Source organism: Wenzhouxiangella sp. YN1 (assembly GCF_056324145.1).
Map to the genome: position 1 here is coordinate 19,579 of NZ_JBJNIO010000123.1, position 14,093 is coordinate 33,671.

A 14,093-nucleotide genomic window follows, 5' to 3' on the forward strand; every position below is an offset into this window, starting at 1 on the left:
GGAGGGTACATGATGCCGATTTGCGGCACGAAGCGAGCGTGACAGAAGTCATGGATTGTCCCGCAGGGGTGTTCAGCCGCCGGCTTCGCTGCCCCACACGCTTTCGAGCCGCTCGTCCCGGCCGCAGCGCCAGCGGTAGTATTTGTAGCGCACCGGGTTTTGCCGGTAATAGTTCTGGTGCTCCTGCCCGGCCGGATAAAAGGCCTCGAACGGTTCGATGGTCACGGCGATGGACTCATCGAAGCGCTCTTGAAGCGCGCGCCTGCTTTCTGTGGCCAGCCGTTGCTGGTGCTCGTTGCTGACGAAAATCGCCGGCCGGTAGCTGTCGCCGCGGTCGCAGAACTGGCCGCCGCCGTCGAATGGATCGACGTTGCGCCAGTAGATCTTCAGCAAGTCACGATAGCCAACCCGCTTTGGGTCGTAGACGATCTGCACGACTTCCAGATGGCCGGTGCCGCCGCGCACTACCTGCCGGTAGGAGGGGGCCACCGCGTGGCCGCCGCTGAAGCCCGAAATCGTCTCGACGACGCCATCGATCCGGTCGTAGGGCGGCTCCATGCACCAGAAGCAGCCGCCGGCGAAGGTTGCCCGCTCGAGTCCACCGTCATCGGCCGCCGTCGCCGCGCTCGCGATGAGGCTCATCACCAGCATCACGGCCAGGGGCAAAACACGAACGCCGTGAAGTGGAGTACGAGAGCCACGAAGCGTTGAAAGACCGAGCATGTCAGGCACCCCGTCGACGGCTACTGGCGCAGTGCCGGCAGTGACTCGCCTTCGGGGACGAAATCGAGGGCTGCGCCGTTGTTGCACCAGCGCTGGCCGGTGGGTTCGGGGCCGTCGTTGAAGACGTGGCCTTGATGGCCGCCGCAGCGCGCGCAGTGGTACTCGGTGCGCGGCCAGATCAGCCGGAAATCCTTGCGGGTTTCCATGTGGTCGGCGTGGATCGGCTGGTAGAAACTCGGCCAGCCGGTGCCGGATTCGAACTTGTGCTCGCTCGAGAACAGCGGCAGGGCGCAGCCGGCGCAGATGAAGGTGCCGGCGCGGTGCTCGTCGTTGAGCGGGCTCGAGCCGGAGCGCTCGGTGGCCTCGCGCCGGAGCACGCGGTATTCGTCGGGCGTGAGGATCTCTCGCCAGCGAGCATCATCGAGTTCCAGCGGCTCGAATGACTGGGGGAGCGTGAGCGAATGCATGGTCTCTCCTGCAAGGCTGCCAGTGGGCAGGCCGCCCAGCCAGAGCAGCGGAAACGAACCCGCCGCCAGTCCCAGCAGGCGCCTGCGCGATGAAGAGCGGATCTGCGTTGTCATGTCCCAATTGGAACAGATTCGGCGTCAGGAGTTCGTCAACGCCTGCGCGGTCAGGCGGCGAATGGCCGCTTGTCGCCCGGGTTCAAACCTCGATGTCGGCCAGGTTGCCCTTCTCTTCAAGCCAGTTACGGCGGTCGGCAGCGCGCTTTTTACCCAGCAGCATGTCCATCAGGGCGTCGGTGCCGGCAGCATCGTCGACGGTCAGCTGCAGCAAACGACGGGTGTCGGGGTCGATCGTGGTCTCGCGCAGCTGCAGCGGACTCATCTCGCCCAGGCCCTTGAAGCGGGTTTCGGTGACCTTGCCCTTGAGCTTTTCGGCCTCGATCAGGGCGAAGATGCCCTGACGCTCTTCGTGGTCGAGCGCGTAGTGGGTCTGTTTGCCCACGTCGATGCGATAGAGCGGCGGCATGGCGACGAAAATGCGCCCGGCCTCGACCAGCGGCCGGAAGTGCTTGAGAAACAGTGCTGCCAGCAGGGTGGCAATGTGCAGGCCGTCGGAGTCGGCGTCGGCCAGGATGATGACCTTGCCGTATCTGAGCTTGCTCAGATCGTCGGAGCCCGGGTCGACGCCGATGGCAATCGCCATGTCGTGGACTTCCTGTGATCTCAGCACCTGGGCCGGGTCGGTTTCCCAGGTGTTGAGGATCTTGCCTCTGAGCGGCATGATTGCCTGGAATTCGCGGTTGCGCGCCTGCTTGGCGCTGCCGCCGGCCGAGTCCCCCTCGACGAGAAACAGCTCGGTTTCTTCCAGATCAGTGGAGGCGCAGTCGGCCAGCTTGCCGGGCAGGGCGGGGCCGGCGGTGACCTTGCGCCGGGCAACCTTCTTGCGCGCTTTCTGGCGCTTGAGGGCGTTGTCGATGGCGAGCCTGGCGATCGCTTCGCCGTCGGCCACGTGCCGGTTGAGCCACAGCGCGAAGGCGTCCTTGACCACGCCCGAGACAAAGCTCGCGGCCGAGCGCGACGACAGGCGCTCCTTGGTCTGGCCGGAGAACTGCGGATCATCGAGCTTGATCGACAACAGGAAGCTCAGACGCTCGAAGACATCCTCGGGTGCGAGCTTGACGCCGCGCGGCAGCAGATTGCGGATCTCGCAGAACTCGCGCAGGCCCTCGATCAGGCCGGTGCGCAGGCCGTTGGTGTGGGTGCCGCCGGCCGGCGTGGGAATCAGGTTGACGTAGGACTCCTGCACAAGATCGCCCTCGGGCACCCAGGTCAGTGCCCACTCGGCTTCCTGGTCGGCGCCGGAGAAATCGCCCGTGAAGGGGTCTTCGGGCACGCGCTCGAAGCCTTCGAGGCGTTCGGTCAGGTAGTCCGTCAGTCCGTCCTCGAACTGCCAGGATTCGGTCTCGTCATTGGCGCGGTCGTCGAGCCGGACTTCCAGGCCGGGGCAGAGAATGGCCTTGGCCTTGAGCAGGTGCTTGAGCTTCGGGCGCGAGATGTTGGGCGAGTCGAAGTACTGCGGGTCGGGCCAGAAATGCAGCTGCGTACCGGTATTGCGCCGGCCCACCGAGTCGATGACGGTCAGCGGTTGTTTCGTCTCGCCGCCGGCAAAGATGATTTCATGCTCCTCTCCGGCGCGCTTGATTCGACAGACCAGTTTTTCCGACAGCGCGTTGACCACCGACACGCCCACGCCGTGCAGGCCGCCGGAGAACCTGTAGTTCTTGCCGGAGAATTTGCCGCCGGCGTGCAGCCGGGTGAGGATCAACTCCACGCCGGGCAGCTCGTGCTCGGGATGCGGGTCGACGGGCATGCCGCGGCCGTCGTCGGTGACCTCCACGGAGCCGTCCTCGTGCAGGATCACGTCGATGCGCTTTGCGTGGCCGGCCAGCGCTTCGTCGACGGCGTTGTCGACCACCTCGGCAATCAGATGGTTGGGCCGCGTGGTGTCGGTATACATCCCCGGCCGGCGGCGAACCGGCTCGAGGCCCTGGAGAACCTCGATATCGGAGGCCTGATAGGCATTGGTCATGGCGTGATGGCTGCTGTCGCTTTCCTGTGCATCACACCATTATGGCGCAACTGCCGCTTCAGTCCGAGAGCGAATAATCCTCGTAACTGCGATAGGTCGCCCGCGCATGCTGCCGGCCTTCCTCTACCAGGTCATTGAGTCTGAACAGTCGTGTGTAGAAGGTGGCAGCAAGGTCAGGGTCATCGAACTGTGGGACGGAGTGCTCGATATGCCAACTTTCCCGCTCGGTTACAAGCAGTTCGACGATCTCGGAGGTCAGCTGGAACTGCTGCTCAAGGCTGCTGATTGCGTCTGCCAGCATGGCCTGATCGAGCGAGCCGCTGAAGATGTGAGTCAGCAGCACGAGGGTTGCCTGATCATAATCCGTATGGCTGGCCAAGGCTTTGTGGCGGGCCCGCATTTCTTGATGAGTGGCTCTGAGTCGGTCAATGTACTCTTCCAGCGCTGCGCGCATTTCACCCATAGTGGCCTGCGTTTGAGTCAAGTCGGGATCCTTGGTGAAAGTCTCCTTCAACAACAGCAGGTCGGGGAAGCCAAGCTCATGCAAGCGCTGCCAGGCGGTCTGCGCCAGGTCGATTTCTGCAAGCAGCCCATCTCGGTGGTAACGCCAGACTTGTCTGCCTGCGTCATCCAGCGTGGGTTCGGTCGTCCCGGTGATGGCGTCGTGCAACTGGTCGATCGTCAGGTAGCCGTTGTATGAATCGGCGGCCAGCGCGTACAGGGCGCCGATTTCACCGAGCAGCGTCAGCGTGCTGTCGTCGAGCTGCAGTGGTTCGTTGGGGCAGTCGGTCGGATCTTCGCTGGCGAGCGTAAACTCGAGCTGTGTCTTGAGTGTGCGGGTCGTGGGCTGGCCGTCGCGGCACTCGGGCAGATATTGCCATTGATCAAGTGCGCGGCGCGCGGCCCGGTCGAAGATGCCCGGGGGGTCGCTTTCCAGTACTCTGGCTGCGTCGACACGACCGGCCTCGTTGACGTTTATTTCCAGCACCACGTTGCCCTCGATACACATCAGGATGGCTGGATGCGGATAGGCTGGGGGCGTTCGCTCTACCGGTTGAGCTTCCTGATCGGGTTGCAGACAGGAAGACGCCACGAGGTTGCTGGACAGCCCCGTGGACAGCAAAGCTGCCAGAATGAAGATTGCAGTTGACCCAGGATTGAAATTTCGCATGATTGTGCTCACCAACGCCAGTTGTCACCAGAGGGTAACGAATGCCCGGTTTTTGCGCAAATCAGCAGGCCGGACGTGAAAATCATACTCAGCCGCAAGGGTTTCGACTCGAGCTCGGGTGGCGTGCCCAGCCCGATTCTTCCCGACGGGCGCATCGTGTCTCTTCCGATTCCCGACCCGCTTTCTCCGCTGCGCTACGGTGATATCGGTCGTGACATTGGTTGCCTGGCTTCGAACCTGACGCGTGGGCGCATCCGGCGCAGTTCACGCGCCCATCTCGATCCTGATCTGGTCGCCGCAGACCGGCCGCGGCATCCGCAATGGCGCCCGATTTTCGGTCAGGCCGGCGCCGCCCAGGGCCATCTGGCACGGCAGGGGGTCGGGCCTGGCGATGTCTTTGTTTTCTTCGGGCTGTTTCGTCGCGCGCTGCGCCAGCGCGGTCGCTGGGTTTTCGACCCGGCGGCTGCCCGCCGACACGTCATCTGGGGCTGGCTGCGTATCGCCGAGATCTGGGCCGTGGACGACTGCGGCGAGCGGGTTCGTCAGTGGGCGGGAGAGCACCCGCATTTTGCGCGGGCACCTGATCCGAACAATACCGTGTACCTGGCAGCGTCGAAGGCTGATGCCGGCGTGTTCGAGCGCGTTGCCAGCCACCGAGTGCTGACCCATCCCGACAGCGAGCGCCCCGGCCTGTGGCGCCTGCCGGAGTGGTTTCGCCCGCGCGCCGGGCGCTGGCCGCTGAGCTATCACCGGCGCAGCAGTCGCTGGGAGCCGCAAGCCGGAGTGACGTTGCTCGAGGCGGTCAGTCGGGGCCAGGAGTTCGTGCTCGACACCCGACATTATCACGAGGCGCGTTGCTGGCTCGATCAGCTGCTTGACCGGGGGTGACCCCGGGCCGGTGGCGGCTATTGCTCGCTGACGCGCGCCTTGCCGCGATGGGCTGCCTTGTCGAAGGAGTCGATGGTGATCTCGACCAGGGAATCAACCTGCGCCGCCGAAGCGCCTTCGACCTCGATCAGGGTATCGCCCACCCGGGCTTCTCCGCGGCCGGCGTCAAAGCCGGTCAGGTAGACCTCGAGCTGTTGGCCCGGCTCGAAGGCCGGCGTGGCCGTGCGGAAACGCCAGTTGGCAAACAGTCCTTTGCTCATGATTTGCTGCTCCGGTTGCTCAGGCGGTCGGTGGTGTATTCGCGGCCGAAGCCGGTCCAGGCCGAAACCAGGAAGACGATGACCAGCAGCCACCCCTGGAAGACCCAGGGCCAGGCCTGGATGGGAGCGACGACCATGTCGCGGGTGAACCAGTCGTATTGATCGACCAGAGCCACCATTTGCGTATAGCCGACCAGCACGCCGCCGGCCCAGGGGAAGATGTAACCCAGTGCCGAGGTGTTGGCATCAAGAATGTTGGCGCGCCGGTAGCCGTTGATATTGAAGCGTTTGCCGATGGTGGCGACATACGGTGCCACCGCGATTTGCGCCGCGGTGTTGATGGTGATGGCCGCGTTGATCGAAGCGGTGGCGATAACCATCACGACCTCGGCCGAGCGCACTGATCGGGCCAGGGTGCGCAACAGCCAGTCCTGCAGCGCGTGGAAGGCCCCGCCGCGCATCATGATCTGGGCGCCGGCGATCACCAGCAGGATCAGCACCGCCAGGTCGGCGAAGCCGAGTGCCCCGTCATAGAGGCTGCCGCCGACGCCAGCGTCGGCCCCGGCGACCACTTCGACCAGCGGCCAGCTGCCGAAGGTGGCGGCGGCCCAGCCGCCCTCGGCGACATTGAATACCAGCATGTCGGTGCCGGGGGCCAGGCCGAAGACCAGGTTGACGATGATGGCCACGATCAGGCCCCAGGAGATGGCTTCGATGATGTGTCGTCCGGCAATGGCGGTGAAGATGACCGCACCCATCGATACCAGGTGCAGCAGGCCGGCCGGGTTGACCCGGTCGCGGAAGGCTTCAGCCACTTCGGGCGCGATGGCGCGGCCGCTGAACAGTGCGCTGGCGATCACGTAGGCGATCAGCGACAGTATCGCGGCGATGATGGCGTACTTGAAGCGGCTGGCGACCACGCCACCGACGTCGGAATCCTGAGTCACGGCGCTGACGATGGTGGTGTCGGAAACCGGCGCCAGATTATCGCCGAACACGGCGCCGGAGAGAATCGCGCCGAACATGATGACCGGATCGGCGCCGAGCGCGACGCCCGCCGGGAAAAACAGGGCGACAAAGGCGATGACCGTGCCGTAGCCGGTACCGATGCCGGTGGCCAGCAGGGCAGCGAGCAGGAAGGTGATGGCCGGAAACAGCAGCGGCCCGATGCCGCCGATGACGGCCAGCCAGCCGAGGCCGTCGACAAAGGCGCCGACCTGCAGCGTGCCGGCAAACATGCCGGCCCACAGCCAGGCGACGATGGCAGTAACCGCCACCGGCTGGGCCATGCCCTCGAAAACCGTGTCGGCGTAGACTTTCCAGTCGCCCTTGACGAACAGCATGCCCAGGATCAGCCCGACGAGCATGCCGATAATCAGGCCACCAGTGTCGCTGATGCCCATCAGGCCCGACTGGAAAATGGCCCAGACGATGAAAAACAAGATGGGCAGAGCGCTGAGCGCCCGGCCGCCACGAAACTCGATGTTGCCTGTCGGGGCCGTGTCCGGTCCGGCGGTTTCCGGCTGATTCATGTACTCGATTCCCTCTTGGGCTGCAGGTCAGCAGCAATCTGGTGACGATAATCAGCGCCAGAGAATAGCGTTGATCGGCACGGCAGTTCAAGCCGGCGAACCCATGACTGGCTGAATCCACCCGCTCGATCCTGCCGATGGGTTAGATTGAAGGGCAGTGACCGTGTGCGCAAGGATCCAAGGAATGCCTGACATCAAACCACTGGATGGTGACCAGGTCTACCGGCGCTGTCGTGCCGAGACCCTTGACTTCGAAACCACCGCCGATCTCGAAGCGCTGGCCGCGCCGATCGGGCAGGAGCGCCTGCTCGATGCGTTGCGCTTTGGCACCGGCATTGAAAATCACGGTTTCAATCTGTTCGTTCTCGGACCGCGCGGTTTCGACCGCCATACGCCAGTTCAGCGCTTTCTCAAAGACCGCGCCACAAGTCAGCCGGCGCCACCGGACTGGTGCTACGTTCACAACTTTGCTGAACCGAATTGCCCGCAGGCGCTGCAGCTCGATGCAGGCCGGGGTCAGCGCCTGCGTGCGGACATGGACGGTTTTATCGAGGAGCTGCGCACCGGCGTTGCGGCAGTGTTCGAGAGCGAAGAGTATCAGGGCCGGATGCAGGATCTGCAGGAGGAGTTCGAGCAGCGTCAGCGCAAGGGCCTGAGTGCCATCAGCGAGGAGGCGAGTGAGGCCGGTATCGCGCTCGTTTCAACCCCCGGGGGGTTCAGCCTGGCGCCCATGCGCGACGGCGAAGTGCTGGAACCGAAGGAGTACGAAAAGCTGCCCGAAGACGAGCGCAAGGCGGTCGAAGAGAAAATTGCCGAGCTGCAGAAAAAGCTGCAGCAGCAGATTCAACGCGTGCCGGCGCTGCGCAAGGAGCTGCGTGAGCGTGTGCGCAAGCTCAACGAAGAAATGATCGGGCTGGCGCTGGGCGAGCCGGTCGAGGAGCTCAAGCAGCAGTGGTCGGACCATGCGGACGTCAGCGCCTGGATTGATGCCGCGCGCGAGCACGTCATCGAGAATGCCGCGGCCCTGCGTGGCCGCGACGGCAGCGGGCCGCCCGAAGGTTTGCTCGAGCGCTTTCGCGTCAATCTGCTGATCGACAACTCCCGGGCCGAGGGTGCGCCGGTCGTCTACGAGGACCTGCCGGGCCACCATCATCTGGTCGGCAGCATCGAATACCAGATGCGCGAGGGGGCGCTGTATACCGATGTATCCCGGATTCGGCCCGGCGCCCTCCACCGGGCCAACGGCGGCTATCTGATCATCGACGCTGAACGCGTGCTCTCGCAACCGCTGGCGTGGCAGAGTCTCAAGCGCGCGCTTTTTTCCAGCGATGTGCGCATCGAATCGCTGGAGCGGCTCTACGGCATGGTCAGCACCACCAGCCTGCAGCCGGAAAGCATTCCGCTCTCGCTCAAGGTGGTGCTGGTCGGCGAGCGGCTGCTCTACTATCTGCTGGCGCAGCATGATCCGGACTTTCTCGAGCTGTTCAAGGTCGAGGCCGACTTTGAAGACCACATCGAGCGCAGCGATGCCAATCACATGCTCTATGCACGCATGCTCGCTGATCTGGCGCGACGCAGCGATTGTCCGCCGCTCGATCGCAGCGCCGTGGCGCGCATGATCGAGCACGCCAGCCGCCTGGCCGATGATCAGCGCAAGCTCAGCGCCAACGATCGGGTGCTGCGTGACGTACTCGCCGAGGCCGGCTACCTGGCCGGCCAGGCATCGTCGGATACCGTCAGCGGCGAGCACGTGGAGCAGGCCATCGAGCAGCGCAACGTGCGCGCCGGGCGTATGCGTGAGGCCAGCCTCGAGCAGATCAACCGCGGCACCGTCATGATCTCGACCGAGGGCAGAGCCTGCGGTCAGGTCAACGGCCTGTCGGTGCTTCAGCTCGGCGATTTCCGCTTTGGCCGGCCAGCGCGCATTACCGCGACCGCACGCCCCGGCCGTGGTCAGGTGGTTGACATCGAGCGCGAGGTCAAGCTCGGCGGGCCCATCCACAGCAAGGGCGTGCTGATCCTGTCGCGCTTCATCGCCAACCGCTACGCGCCCGATTCCGAGCTCTCGCTTGCGGCCAGCATCGTCTTCGAGCAGAGCTACGGCGGCATCGACGGCGATTCTGCTTCGCTGGCCGAAGTCTGCGCGCTGCTTTCGGCGGTCGCCGATGTGCCGCTGGCGCAATCGCTGGCGATGACCGGCTCGATCAATCAGCACGGCCAGGTCCAGGCTGTGGGCGGCGTCAATGAAAAGATCGAGGGTTTCTTCGACGTCTGCGAACAGGCGGGTGAGCTTGATGGGCACGGCGTGCTCATCCCCGCCGCGAACGTCGAGCACCTGATGGTCGCGTCGAGGGTTCGTCAGGCCCTCGCCGATGGTCGCTTCCGGATCTACGCCGTCAAAACGGTGGACGATGCACTGGCGCTGCTGTCGGGGCTGCCTGCGGGTGGGCGTGATGATGAAGGTGAATTCGCTGCCGACAGCTTCAATCGTCGCGTGGCCGATCGCTTGCAGGCATTTGCACGCGTGGCGCGCAAGCGTGGCGACAACGCGGAGCATGAGGCGAGGAATCGTGGCAATGACGCCTGAGCGCAAGCAGCGCCACGCGCGTGCTCCCGAGCGCAACAGCGACGGCCGGCCGGGGCGGATCATCGTGGTTGTTGACGCCTCGGCCGAGGCGTTGATGGCGTTGCGCTCGGCGGCGGCCATGGCCGCACAGCAGCGCCTGCCGCTGCTGGCCGTGATTGCCGATGAACCGGCACGAGCGCGCAGCGCCGCCTATCCGTTTGCCTGCGAGGTGGGCGCGCTCTCGGGCGCAATCCGACCGCTCGACCGCGCCGTGGTGGCGCGTCGCCTCAACCCCGGCGCCACCGAGATTCGGCGCATCATCGAGCGGGTCACTCGCCAGGCCAGGGTTTCCTGGGAGGCAATGGTGGTTCGCGAGCACCTGATCGACGAGGTGCTGGCGGTGTCCGGGCGCGATGATCTGCTGATGCTCGACCACGCCACGCCCCTGGTGCGCCCCGGAAGCAGCCTGGCCGCTGCCGCGCTGCGGCTGGCGCGCGCCGCCGAGGGCAGTGTGCAGATCAGCGTGACGGCCACCGCACGCCACCGTGGCCGGGTTGCGGTGCTGGTTGAGGATGCGGCTGCCGGCCCGGCACTGCTGGGCGCGGCCACGGCCCGGGCGCAATTGACTGCGCGCCGGCTCGTTGTGCTGGCCGCCCCGGATGCGGATCGGCGTGCGCACGCCCGGCTGACAGAGTTGGCCGCCAGCGCGCGCGTGCGCAGTCTGGCGAACCTGACCACCGGCGAGCTGCTGCGCGCTCTGGCCGAAGAACACGCCGCCGAACTGATGGTGGCCCGCGGCGGCGCCTGGCTCGACTCACCCGCTGCCGAGCGTCTGCTGGCGCGCTGGCGCCTGCCGGTGCTGGTCGCTCCCGCCGGTATCGCCGACTAGTCGAGCACGAGCTCTTCGGCCGGCGCGCGCAGGTTGTAGCGCGAGGCCATGGCAGCACCATAAGCGCCGGCATTGGCCACCATCAGCACGTCGCCCTCGAATGACTCCGGCAGCAGCCGGTCGAGGCCGAGGATATCGCCGGTCTCGCAGATCGGGCCGACGATGTTGTAGACCTGATCGCCGGGCTCGTCGAGCCGGGTGAGGCTGACGATTTCATGCCAGGCGCCGTAAAGCGCTGGCCGGATGAGCGAGTTCATGCCGGTAGCCACACCGACATAGCGCACCCCGCCCTTGCTCTTGGTCTGTGTCACTCGCGCCAACAGCACTCCCGCCGGCGAGATGACATAGCGGCCCGGCTCGATCCAGACCTGGACCGAGCGCGGCAACTGCTGCTTGAGCTCGGCCAGTCCGCCGTCCAGCGCCGTGGTATCCAGCGGCAGCTCATCGGCGCGGTCGGGCACGCCCAGGCCGCCGCCAAGGTTGATGATTTCGACCGAATCGATGCGGCGGGCGGCCTCGCCCAGGGTTTCCAGGCTGCGATGCCAGTTGTCAGCGTGCATGATCCCCGAGCCGGTGTGCGCATGCAGGCCGCGAATGCGGATGTCGTGGGCACGGCACAGGGTCTGCGCGCGCTCGAGCTGGCTCAAGGGAATGCCGAACTTGGAGTGGCTGCCGGCTGTGCGTACCAGCTTGTGGTGCCCCAGGCCGGAGCCGGGGTCGAGGCGAAGAAAGACCGACTGCCCGGCCAGATCATGGCCCCAGTGTTCAAGCGCGTGCAGGTTGTCGATGGTCAGCAACAGGCCCATGGCTACCGCTTGGCGGTATTCCGCTCGCGGCGCGAAATTGGGTGTGAACAGGATATCGCCCGGCGTCAGCCCCGGTGCCTGTGCCAGCGCGTGACGGGCCTCGGCAAGGGACACGCATTCGATACCCAGACCTTCGGAGACCGCGGTTTGCAGCACCGCCGGGTGCGGGTTGGCCTTCATCGAATACAGCACATGATCGACCGAGTTGAGGCGGCACAGGCGCTGACAGGCATCACGCACCGTCGGCAGGTGGTAGACGTAGGCGCTGTCGCGATCTTCCATCAGGGCAAGCAGCTCGTTGCGGCGCGATTGCCACCACGGTGCGGTGGCAATCGGCGCGCTCTCGTCGCGGAACAGCTGCTCGAACGTTGGCCCGAACACCGAGTCGCCGCCGACGCCGCCGGGGATGACCTGCTGATGCAGCTGCTGCACCAGACGCTCGGCATGGCGGGATTCCACTACAAAGGTCAGATTGAGATCATTGGCCGCCTGACTGACCTGAAAGATGCGTCGCTGCTCGAAGACCTCCAGCGCAGGGCCAAGCCGGTGCAGGATCGTGCGAATGCCCAGCCCGACGAGGCTGACGGTCGCGCAGTCGGTCAGGATCTCGGTTTTGCACAAGCGGTTGAGCTGGCGGCCCAGCTCATCGAGCATGGCCTGGTCGGCGGCATTGGCGTTGGCGTCGAGCGTGAGGGTGACGTTGGACTCGGATGTCGAGATCTGGTCGACCGACAGGCCCAGCCGGCGAAACACTTCGAAGACCGAGGCAAGAAAGCCGACCTGTTGCCACATGCCGATATCCTCAAGCGAGATCAGCGTGATCGGCTGGCGCTGGACGATCGCCTTGACCTGGGCGCCGTGCTCCTTGATCGCAGGGGTGATGCGCGTGCCCTCGATGTCGGGCCGGTCGGTCTGGGCCATGTGAATTGCGATGCCATGCGCCTGTGCCGGTGCCAGGGCCGCCGGGTGCAAAGCCTTGGCACCCATGGCCGCCAGCTCCTGTGCTTCTCTGAAGCCCACTTGCTTCAGCAGGCGTGCGCCGGGCACGCGGCGCGGGTCAGCCGAAAACAGGCCCGGGATATCGGAGAAGATGTCAACGCGCTCTGCGCTCAGCACGGCGGCCAGACCGGTCGCCGAGGTGTCCGAGCCGCCGCGGCCGAGCAGAACCGTCTCGCCGGCGGGATTGGCGGCGACAAAGCCCGGCATCACCCAGATACCCGCTTCGTTTGCCAGGCGGTCGGCCAGGTCGGGGTCTGGCAGCGCTCGGCAGCGAGCGGAAAGATAGCAGGCGCGGCGACTGCGCTGCTCGCCTGCATCGCTGGTCAGCGCCCTGCCGCTGTCGAGCCAGCGGACGTCGTCGGCAGCACGCGCGAGCCTGGCGACCGCCAGCCGGCTGGAGAGCAGCTCGCCGAAGGCCAGCAGCCGGGCCTGGTCGGCCGGCTCACCGGCGTTGAAGCCTTGCTCGACAAGGTTGCGCAACGCGCTCAGTGTCTTGTCGAGGCTGTCGGCAGGCAGGCCCAGGGCGCTCAGCAGCTCGCGGTGCCGGCGCTCGATTTCGGCGAGCAGGGCTGCGGGGTCGGTGCTGCTGTCGATGTAGTCCTGGATCAGGTCGGTGATGCCGCGCAGCGCCGAGACCACAACGACCACTTTCAGCCCCTGTTTTCGCGCCAGCTCGACCTGCTCAACAATGCGCGGCCAGTTTTCGGCCTGTGCAACCGAACTGCCGCCAAATTTCAGGACGCGCCATGCGCTGGTTTGAGTGCCTGGAATTGTATTCATTACGTTATGCCGTTGAGGTGGATTCGCTGATTTGATCAAAATCCGCTATTCTGGCCGAAAAATGGGTCCGGATCCGTTCTTACAGGAGTGCAGGCTTCCGGAATTCTACGTGATAGTGCGAACATGAACAGCGTCACGGTCAGCAAGGGGAAAAGTCGATCAGCTTCAGCCAGTGATGTCGGGCGGGTACGGCGTGAGAATCAGGACGCGGTACTGGCCGACGAGCCGCTGGGCCTGTGGCTGGTGGCCGACGGCATGGGCGGCCACGCTGGCGGCGCCCGGGCCAGCTGTACGGCCCGGGATACGATTCGCGACCAGGTTCGCCGGGGCGGGGAGTTGGCCGATGCCGTTCTTGCCGCACACCACGCCATTCGCTCCGGGCAGCGCGAGCAGCCCGAGTTCAACGATATGGGTACAACCATCGTGGCGCTGCTGGAGCAACAGGGCCGCTATCAGATCTGCTGGGTAGGTGACAGTCGCGCCTATCGGTTTCGGCCCGATGGCAAGCGCCTGGAGATGCTCACCAGTGACCACAATGTGGCTGGCGTGCTGGTGGCCTCGGGTGCGCTGACGCCAGAGCAGGCCACTCGGCATCCACAGCGCCATGTGTTGACCGATTGTCTCGGGCTGAACGGAGAGGCCGCCCCGCGCATCGATACCATTCACGGCCAATGGCAGCCCGGCGACATGATTCTGTTGTGTTCCGACGGCCTGTCGGGTGAGCTCAGTGACGCCGAGATGGAGAGGATCGTGCGCTCCAGTCAGGCTGGAGATGCACAGCAGCTGGTCGACACGCTGTTGCAGGGCGCCCTGGCCTCGGGGGCGCGCGATAATGTGTCGGCGATCGTGGTGGCGGCGCCACCGGGCCTGCCGGGCCGGCGCTCGCGCTGGAAGTGGCCCTTCGGTAAGATAGGGCAATAATGGAG

At 65.3% G+C, this 14,093-nt stretch carries 11 protein-coding genes; 4 read left to right on the top strand and 7 right to left on the bottom strand.

Features of this window, described 5'->3' with window-relative positions; translation table 11 throughout:
• Nucleotides 1–72: 72 nt before the first annotated feature.
• From msrA to ACEWQZ_RS04305, 4 genes are all read right to left on the bottom strand, one after another.
• The gene (gene msrA / locus ACEWQZ_RS04290) at nucleotides 73–651 is read right to left on the bottom strand and encodes a peptide-methionine (S)-S-oxide reductase MsrA (RefSeq protein ID WP_476481934.1); all 579 of its coding nucleotides are present in this window, start codon (nucleotides 649–651) and stop codon (nucleotides 73–75) included.
• A 92-nt stretch (nucleotides 652–743) separates the two neighbouring features.
• Nucleotides 744–1,304: a peptide-methionine (R)-S-oxide reductase MsrB gene (gene msrB, locus ACEWQZ_RS04295; RefSeq protein ID WP_476481829.1), complete on the bottom strand. Its 561-nt coding sequence runs from the start codon at nucleotides 1,302–1,304 to the stop codon at nucleotides 744–746.
• Nucleotides 1,305–1,386: 82 nt separating this feature from the next.
• Complete coding sequence (gene parE / locus ACEWQZ_RS04300; protein WP_476481830.1) at nucleotides 1,387–3,276, bottom strand: DNA topoisomerase IV subunit B; 1,890 nt, start codon at nucleotides 3,274–3,276, stop codon at nucleotides 1,387–1,389.
• Between the two features lie 58 nt (nucleotides 3,277–3,334).
• Complete coding sequence (locus tag ACEWQZ_RS04305) at nucleotides 3,335–4,447, bottom strand: energy transducer TonB (protein ID WP_476481831.1); 1,113 nt, start codon at nucleotides 4,445–4,447, stop codon at nucleotides 3,335–3,337.
• Between the two features lie 75 nt (nucleotides 4,448–4,522).
• Between ACEWQZ_RS04305 and ACEWQZ_RS04310 the strand changes: the two genes are divergently transcribed.
• A complete protein-coding gene (locus tag ACEWQZ_RS04310; protein WP_476481832.1) occupies nucleotides 4,523–5,335 on the top strand; it encodes an Nmad3 family putative nucleotide modification protein in 813 nt (270 codons plus the stop codon).
• A gap of 17 nt (nucleotides 5,336–5,352) precedes the next feature.
• On the opposite strand, the gene ACEWQZ_RS04315 is transcribed toward ACEWQZ_RS04310, so the two are convergent.
• Entirely contained in the window at nucleotides 5,353–5,595 is a 243-nt protein-coding gene (locus ACEWQZ_RS04315) for a DUF7513 family protein (RefSeq protein ID WP_476481833.1), read from the bottom strand.
• The gene (locus ACEWQZ_RS04320; protein ID WP_476481834.1) at nucleotides 5,592–7,127 is read right to left on the bottom strand and encodes a Na+/H+ antiporter NhaC family protein; all 1,536 of its coding nucleotides are present in this window, start codon (nucleotides 7,125–7,127) and stop codon (nucleotides 5,592–5,594) included. The genes ACEWQZ_RS04315 and ACEWQZ_RS04320 overlap by 4 nt, the downstream gene beginning before the upstream one ends.
• A 184-nt stretch (nucleotides 7,128–7,311) precedes the next feature.
• Between ACEWQZ_RS04320 and ACEWQZ_RS04325 the strand changes: the two genes are divergently transcribed.
• Complete coding sequence (locus ACEWQZ_RS04325; RefSeq protein ID WP_476481835.1) at nucleotides 7,312–9,714, top strand: Lon protease family protein; 2,403 nt, start codon at nucleotides 7,312–7,314, stop codon at nucleotides 9,712–9,714.
• The gene (locus ACEWQZ_RS04330; RefSeq protein WP_476481836.1) at nucleotides 9,704–10,582 is read left to right on the top strand and encodes a hypothetical protein; all 879 of its coding nucleotides are present in this window, start codon (nucleotides 9,704–9,706) and stop codon (nucleotides 10,580–10,582) included. The genes ACEWQZ_RS04325 and ACEWQZ_RS04330 overlap by 11 nt, the downstream gene beginning before the upstream one ends.
• Here ACEWQZ_RS04330 and ACEWQZ_RS04335 read toward each other — a convergent pair.
• Nucleotides 10,579–13,167, bottom strand: a complete 2,589-nt coding sequence (locus tag ACEWQZ_RS04335; protein WP_476481837.1) for a bifunctional aspartate kinase/diaminopimelate decarboxylase — start codon at nucleotides 13,165–13,167, stop codon at nucleotides 10,579–10,581. The two genes, ACEWQZ_RS04330 and ACEWQZ_RS04335, sit on opposite strands and share 4 nt — an antisense overlap.
• Before the next feature lie 123 nt (nucleotides 13,168–13,290).
• On the opposite strand from ACEWQZ_RS04335, the gene ACEWQZ_RS04340 reads away from it, so the two are divergent.
• Nucleotides 13,291–14,088 (top strand): PP2C family protein-serine/threonine phosphatase, encoded by a 798-nt coding sequence (locus tag ACEWQZ_RS04340; protein WP_476481838.1) that lies wholly within the window; start codon nucleotides 13,291–13,293, stop codon nucleotides 14,086–14,088.
• Nucleotides 14,089–14,093 lie beyond the last annotated feature (5 nt).

Coding starts and splice junctions, on each gene's coding strand:
- msrA (WP_476481934.1), bottom strand. CDS start 651: ATGCTGGTGATGAGCCTCATCGCGAGCGCGGCGACGGCGGCCGATGAC.
- msrB (WP_476481829.1), bottom strand. CDS start 1,304: ATGACAACGCAGATCCGCTCTTCATCGCGCAGGCGCCTGCTGGGACTG.
- parE (WP_476481830.1), bottom strand. CDS start 3,276: ATGACCAATGCCTATCAGGCCTCCGATATCGAGGTTCTCCAGGGCCTC.
- ACEWQZ_RS04305 (WP_476481831.1), bottom strand. CDS start 4,447: ATGCGAAATTTCAATCCTGGGTCAACTGCAATCTTCATTCTGGCAGCT.
- ACEWQZ_RS04315 (WP_476481833.1), bottom strand. CDS start 5,595: ATGAGCAAAGGACTGTTTGCCAACTGGCGTTTCCGCACGGCCACGCCG.
- ACEWQZ_RS04320 (WP_476481834.1), bottom strand. CDS start 7,127: ATGAATCAGCCGGAAACCGCCGGACCGGACACGGCCCCGACAGGCAAC.
- ACEWQZ_RS04325 (WP_476481835.1), top strand. CDS start 7,312: ATGCCTGACATCAAACCACTGGATGGTGACCAGGTCTACCGGCGCTGT.
- ACEWQZ_RS04330 (WP_476481836.1), top strand. CDS start 9,704: ATGACGCCTGAGCGCAAGCAGCGCCACGCGCGTGCTCCCGAGCGCAAC.
- ACEWQZ_RS04335 (WP_476481837.1), bottom strand. CDS start 13,167: ATGAATACAATTCCAGGCACTCAAACCAGCGCATGGCGCGTCCTGAAA.
- ACEWQZ_RS04340 (WP_476481838.1), top strand. CDS start 13,291: ATGAACAGCGTCACGGTCAGCAAGGGGAAAAGTCGATCAGCTTCAGCC.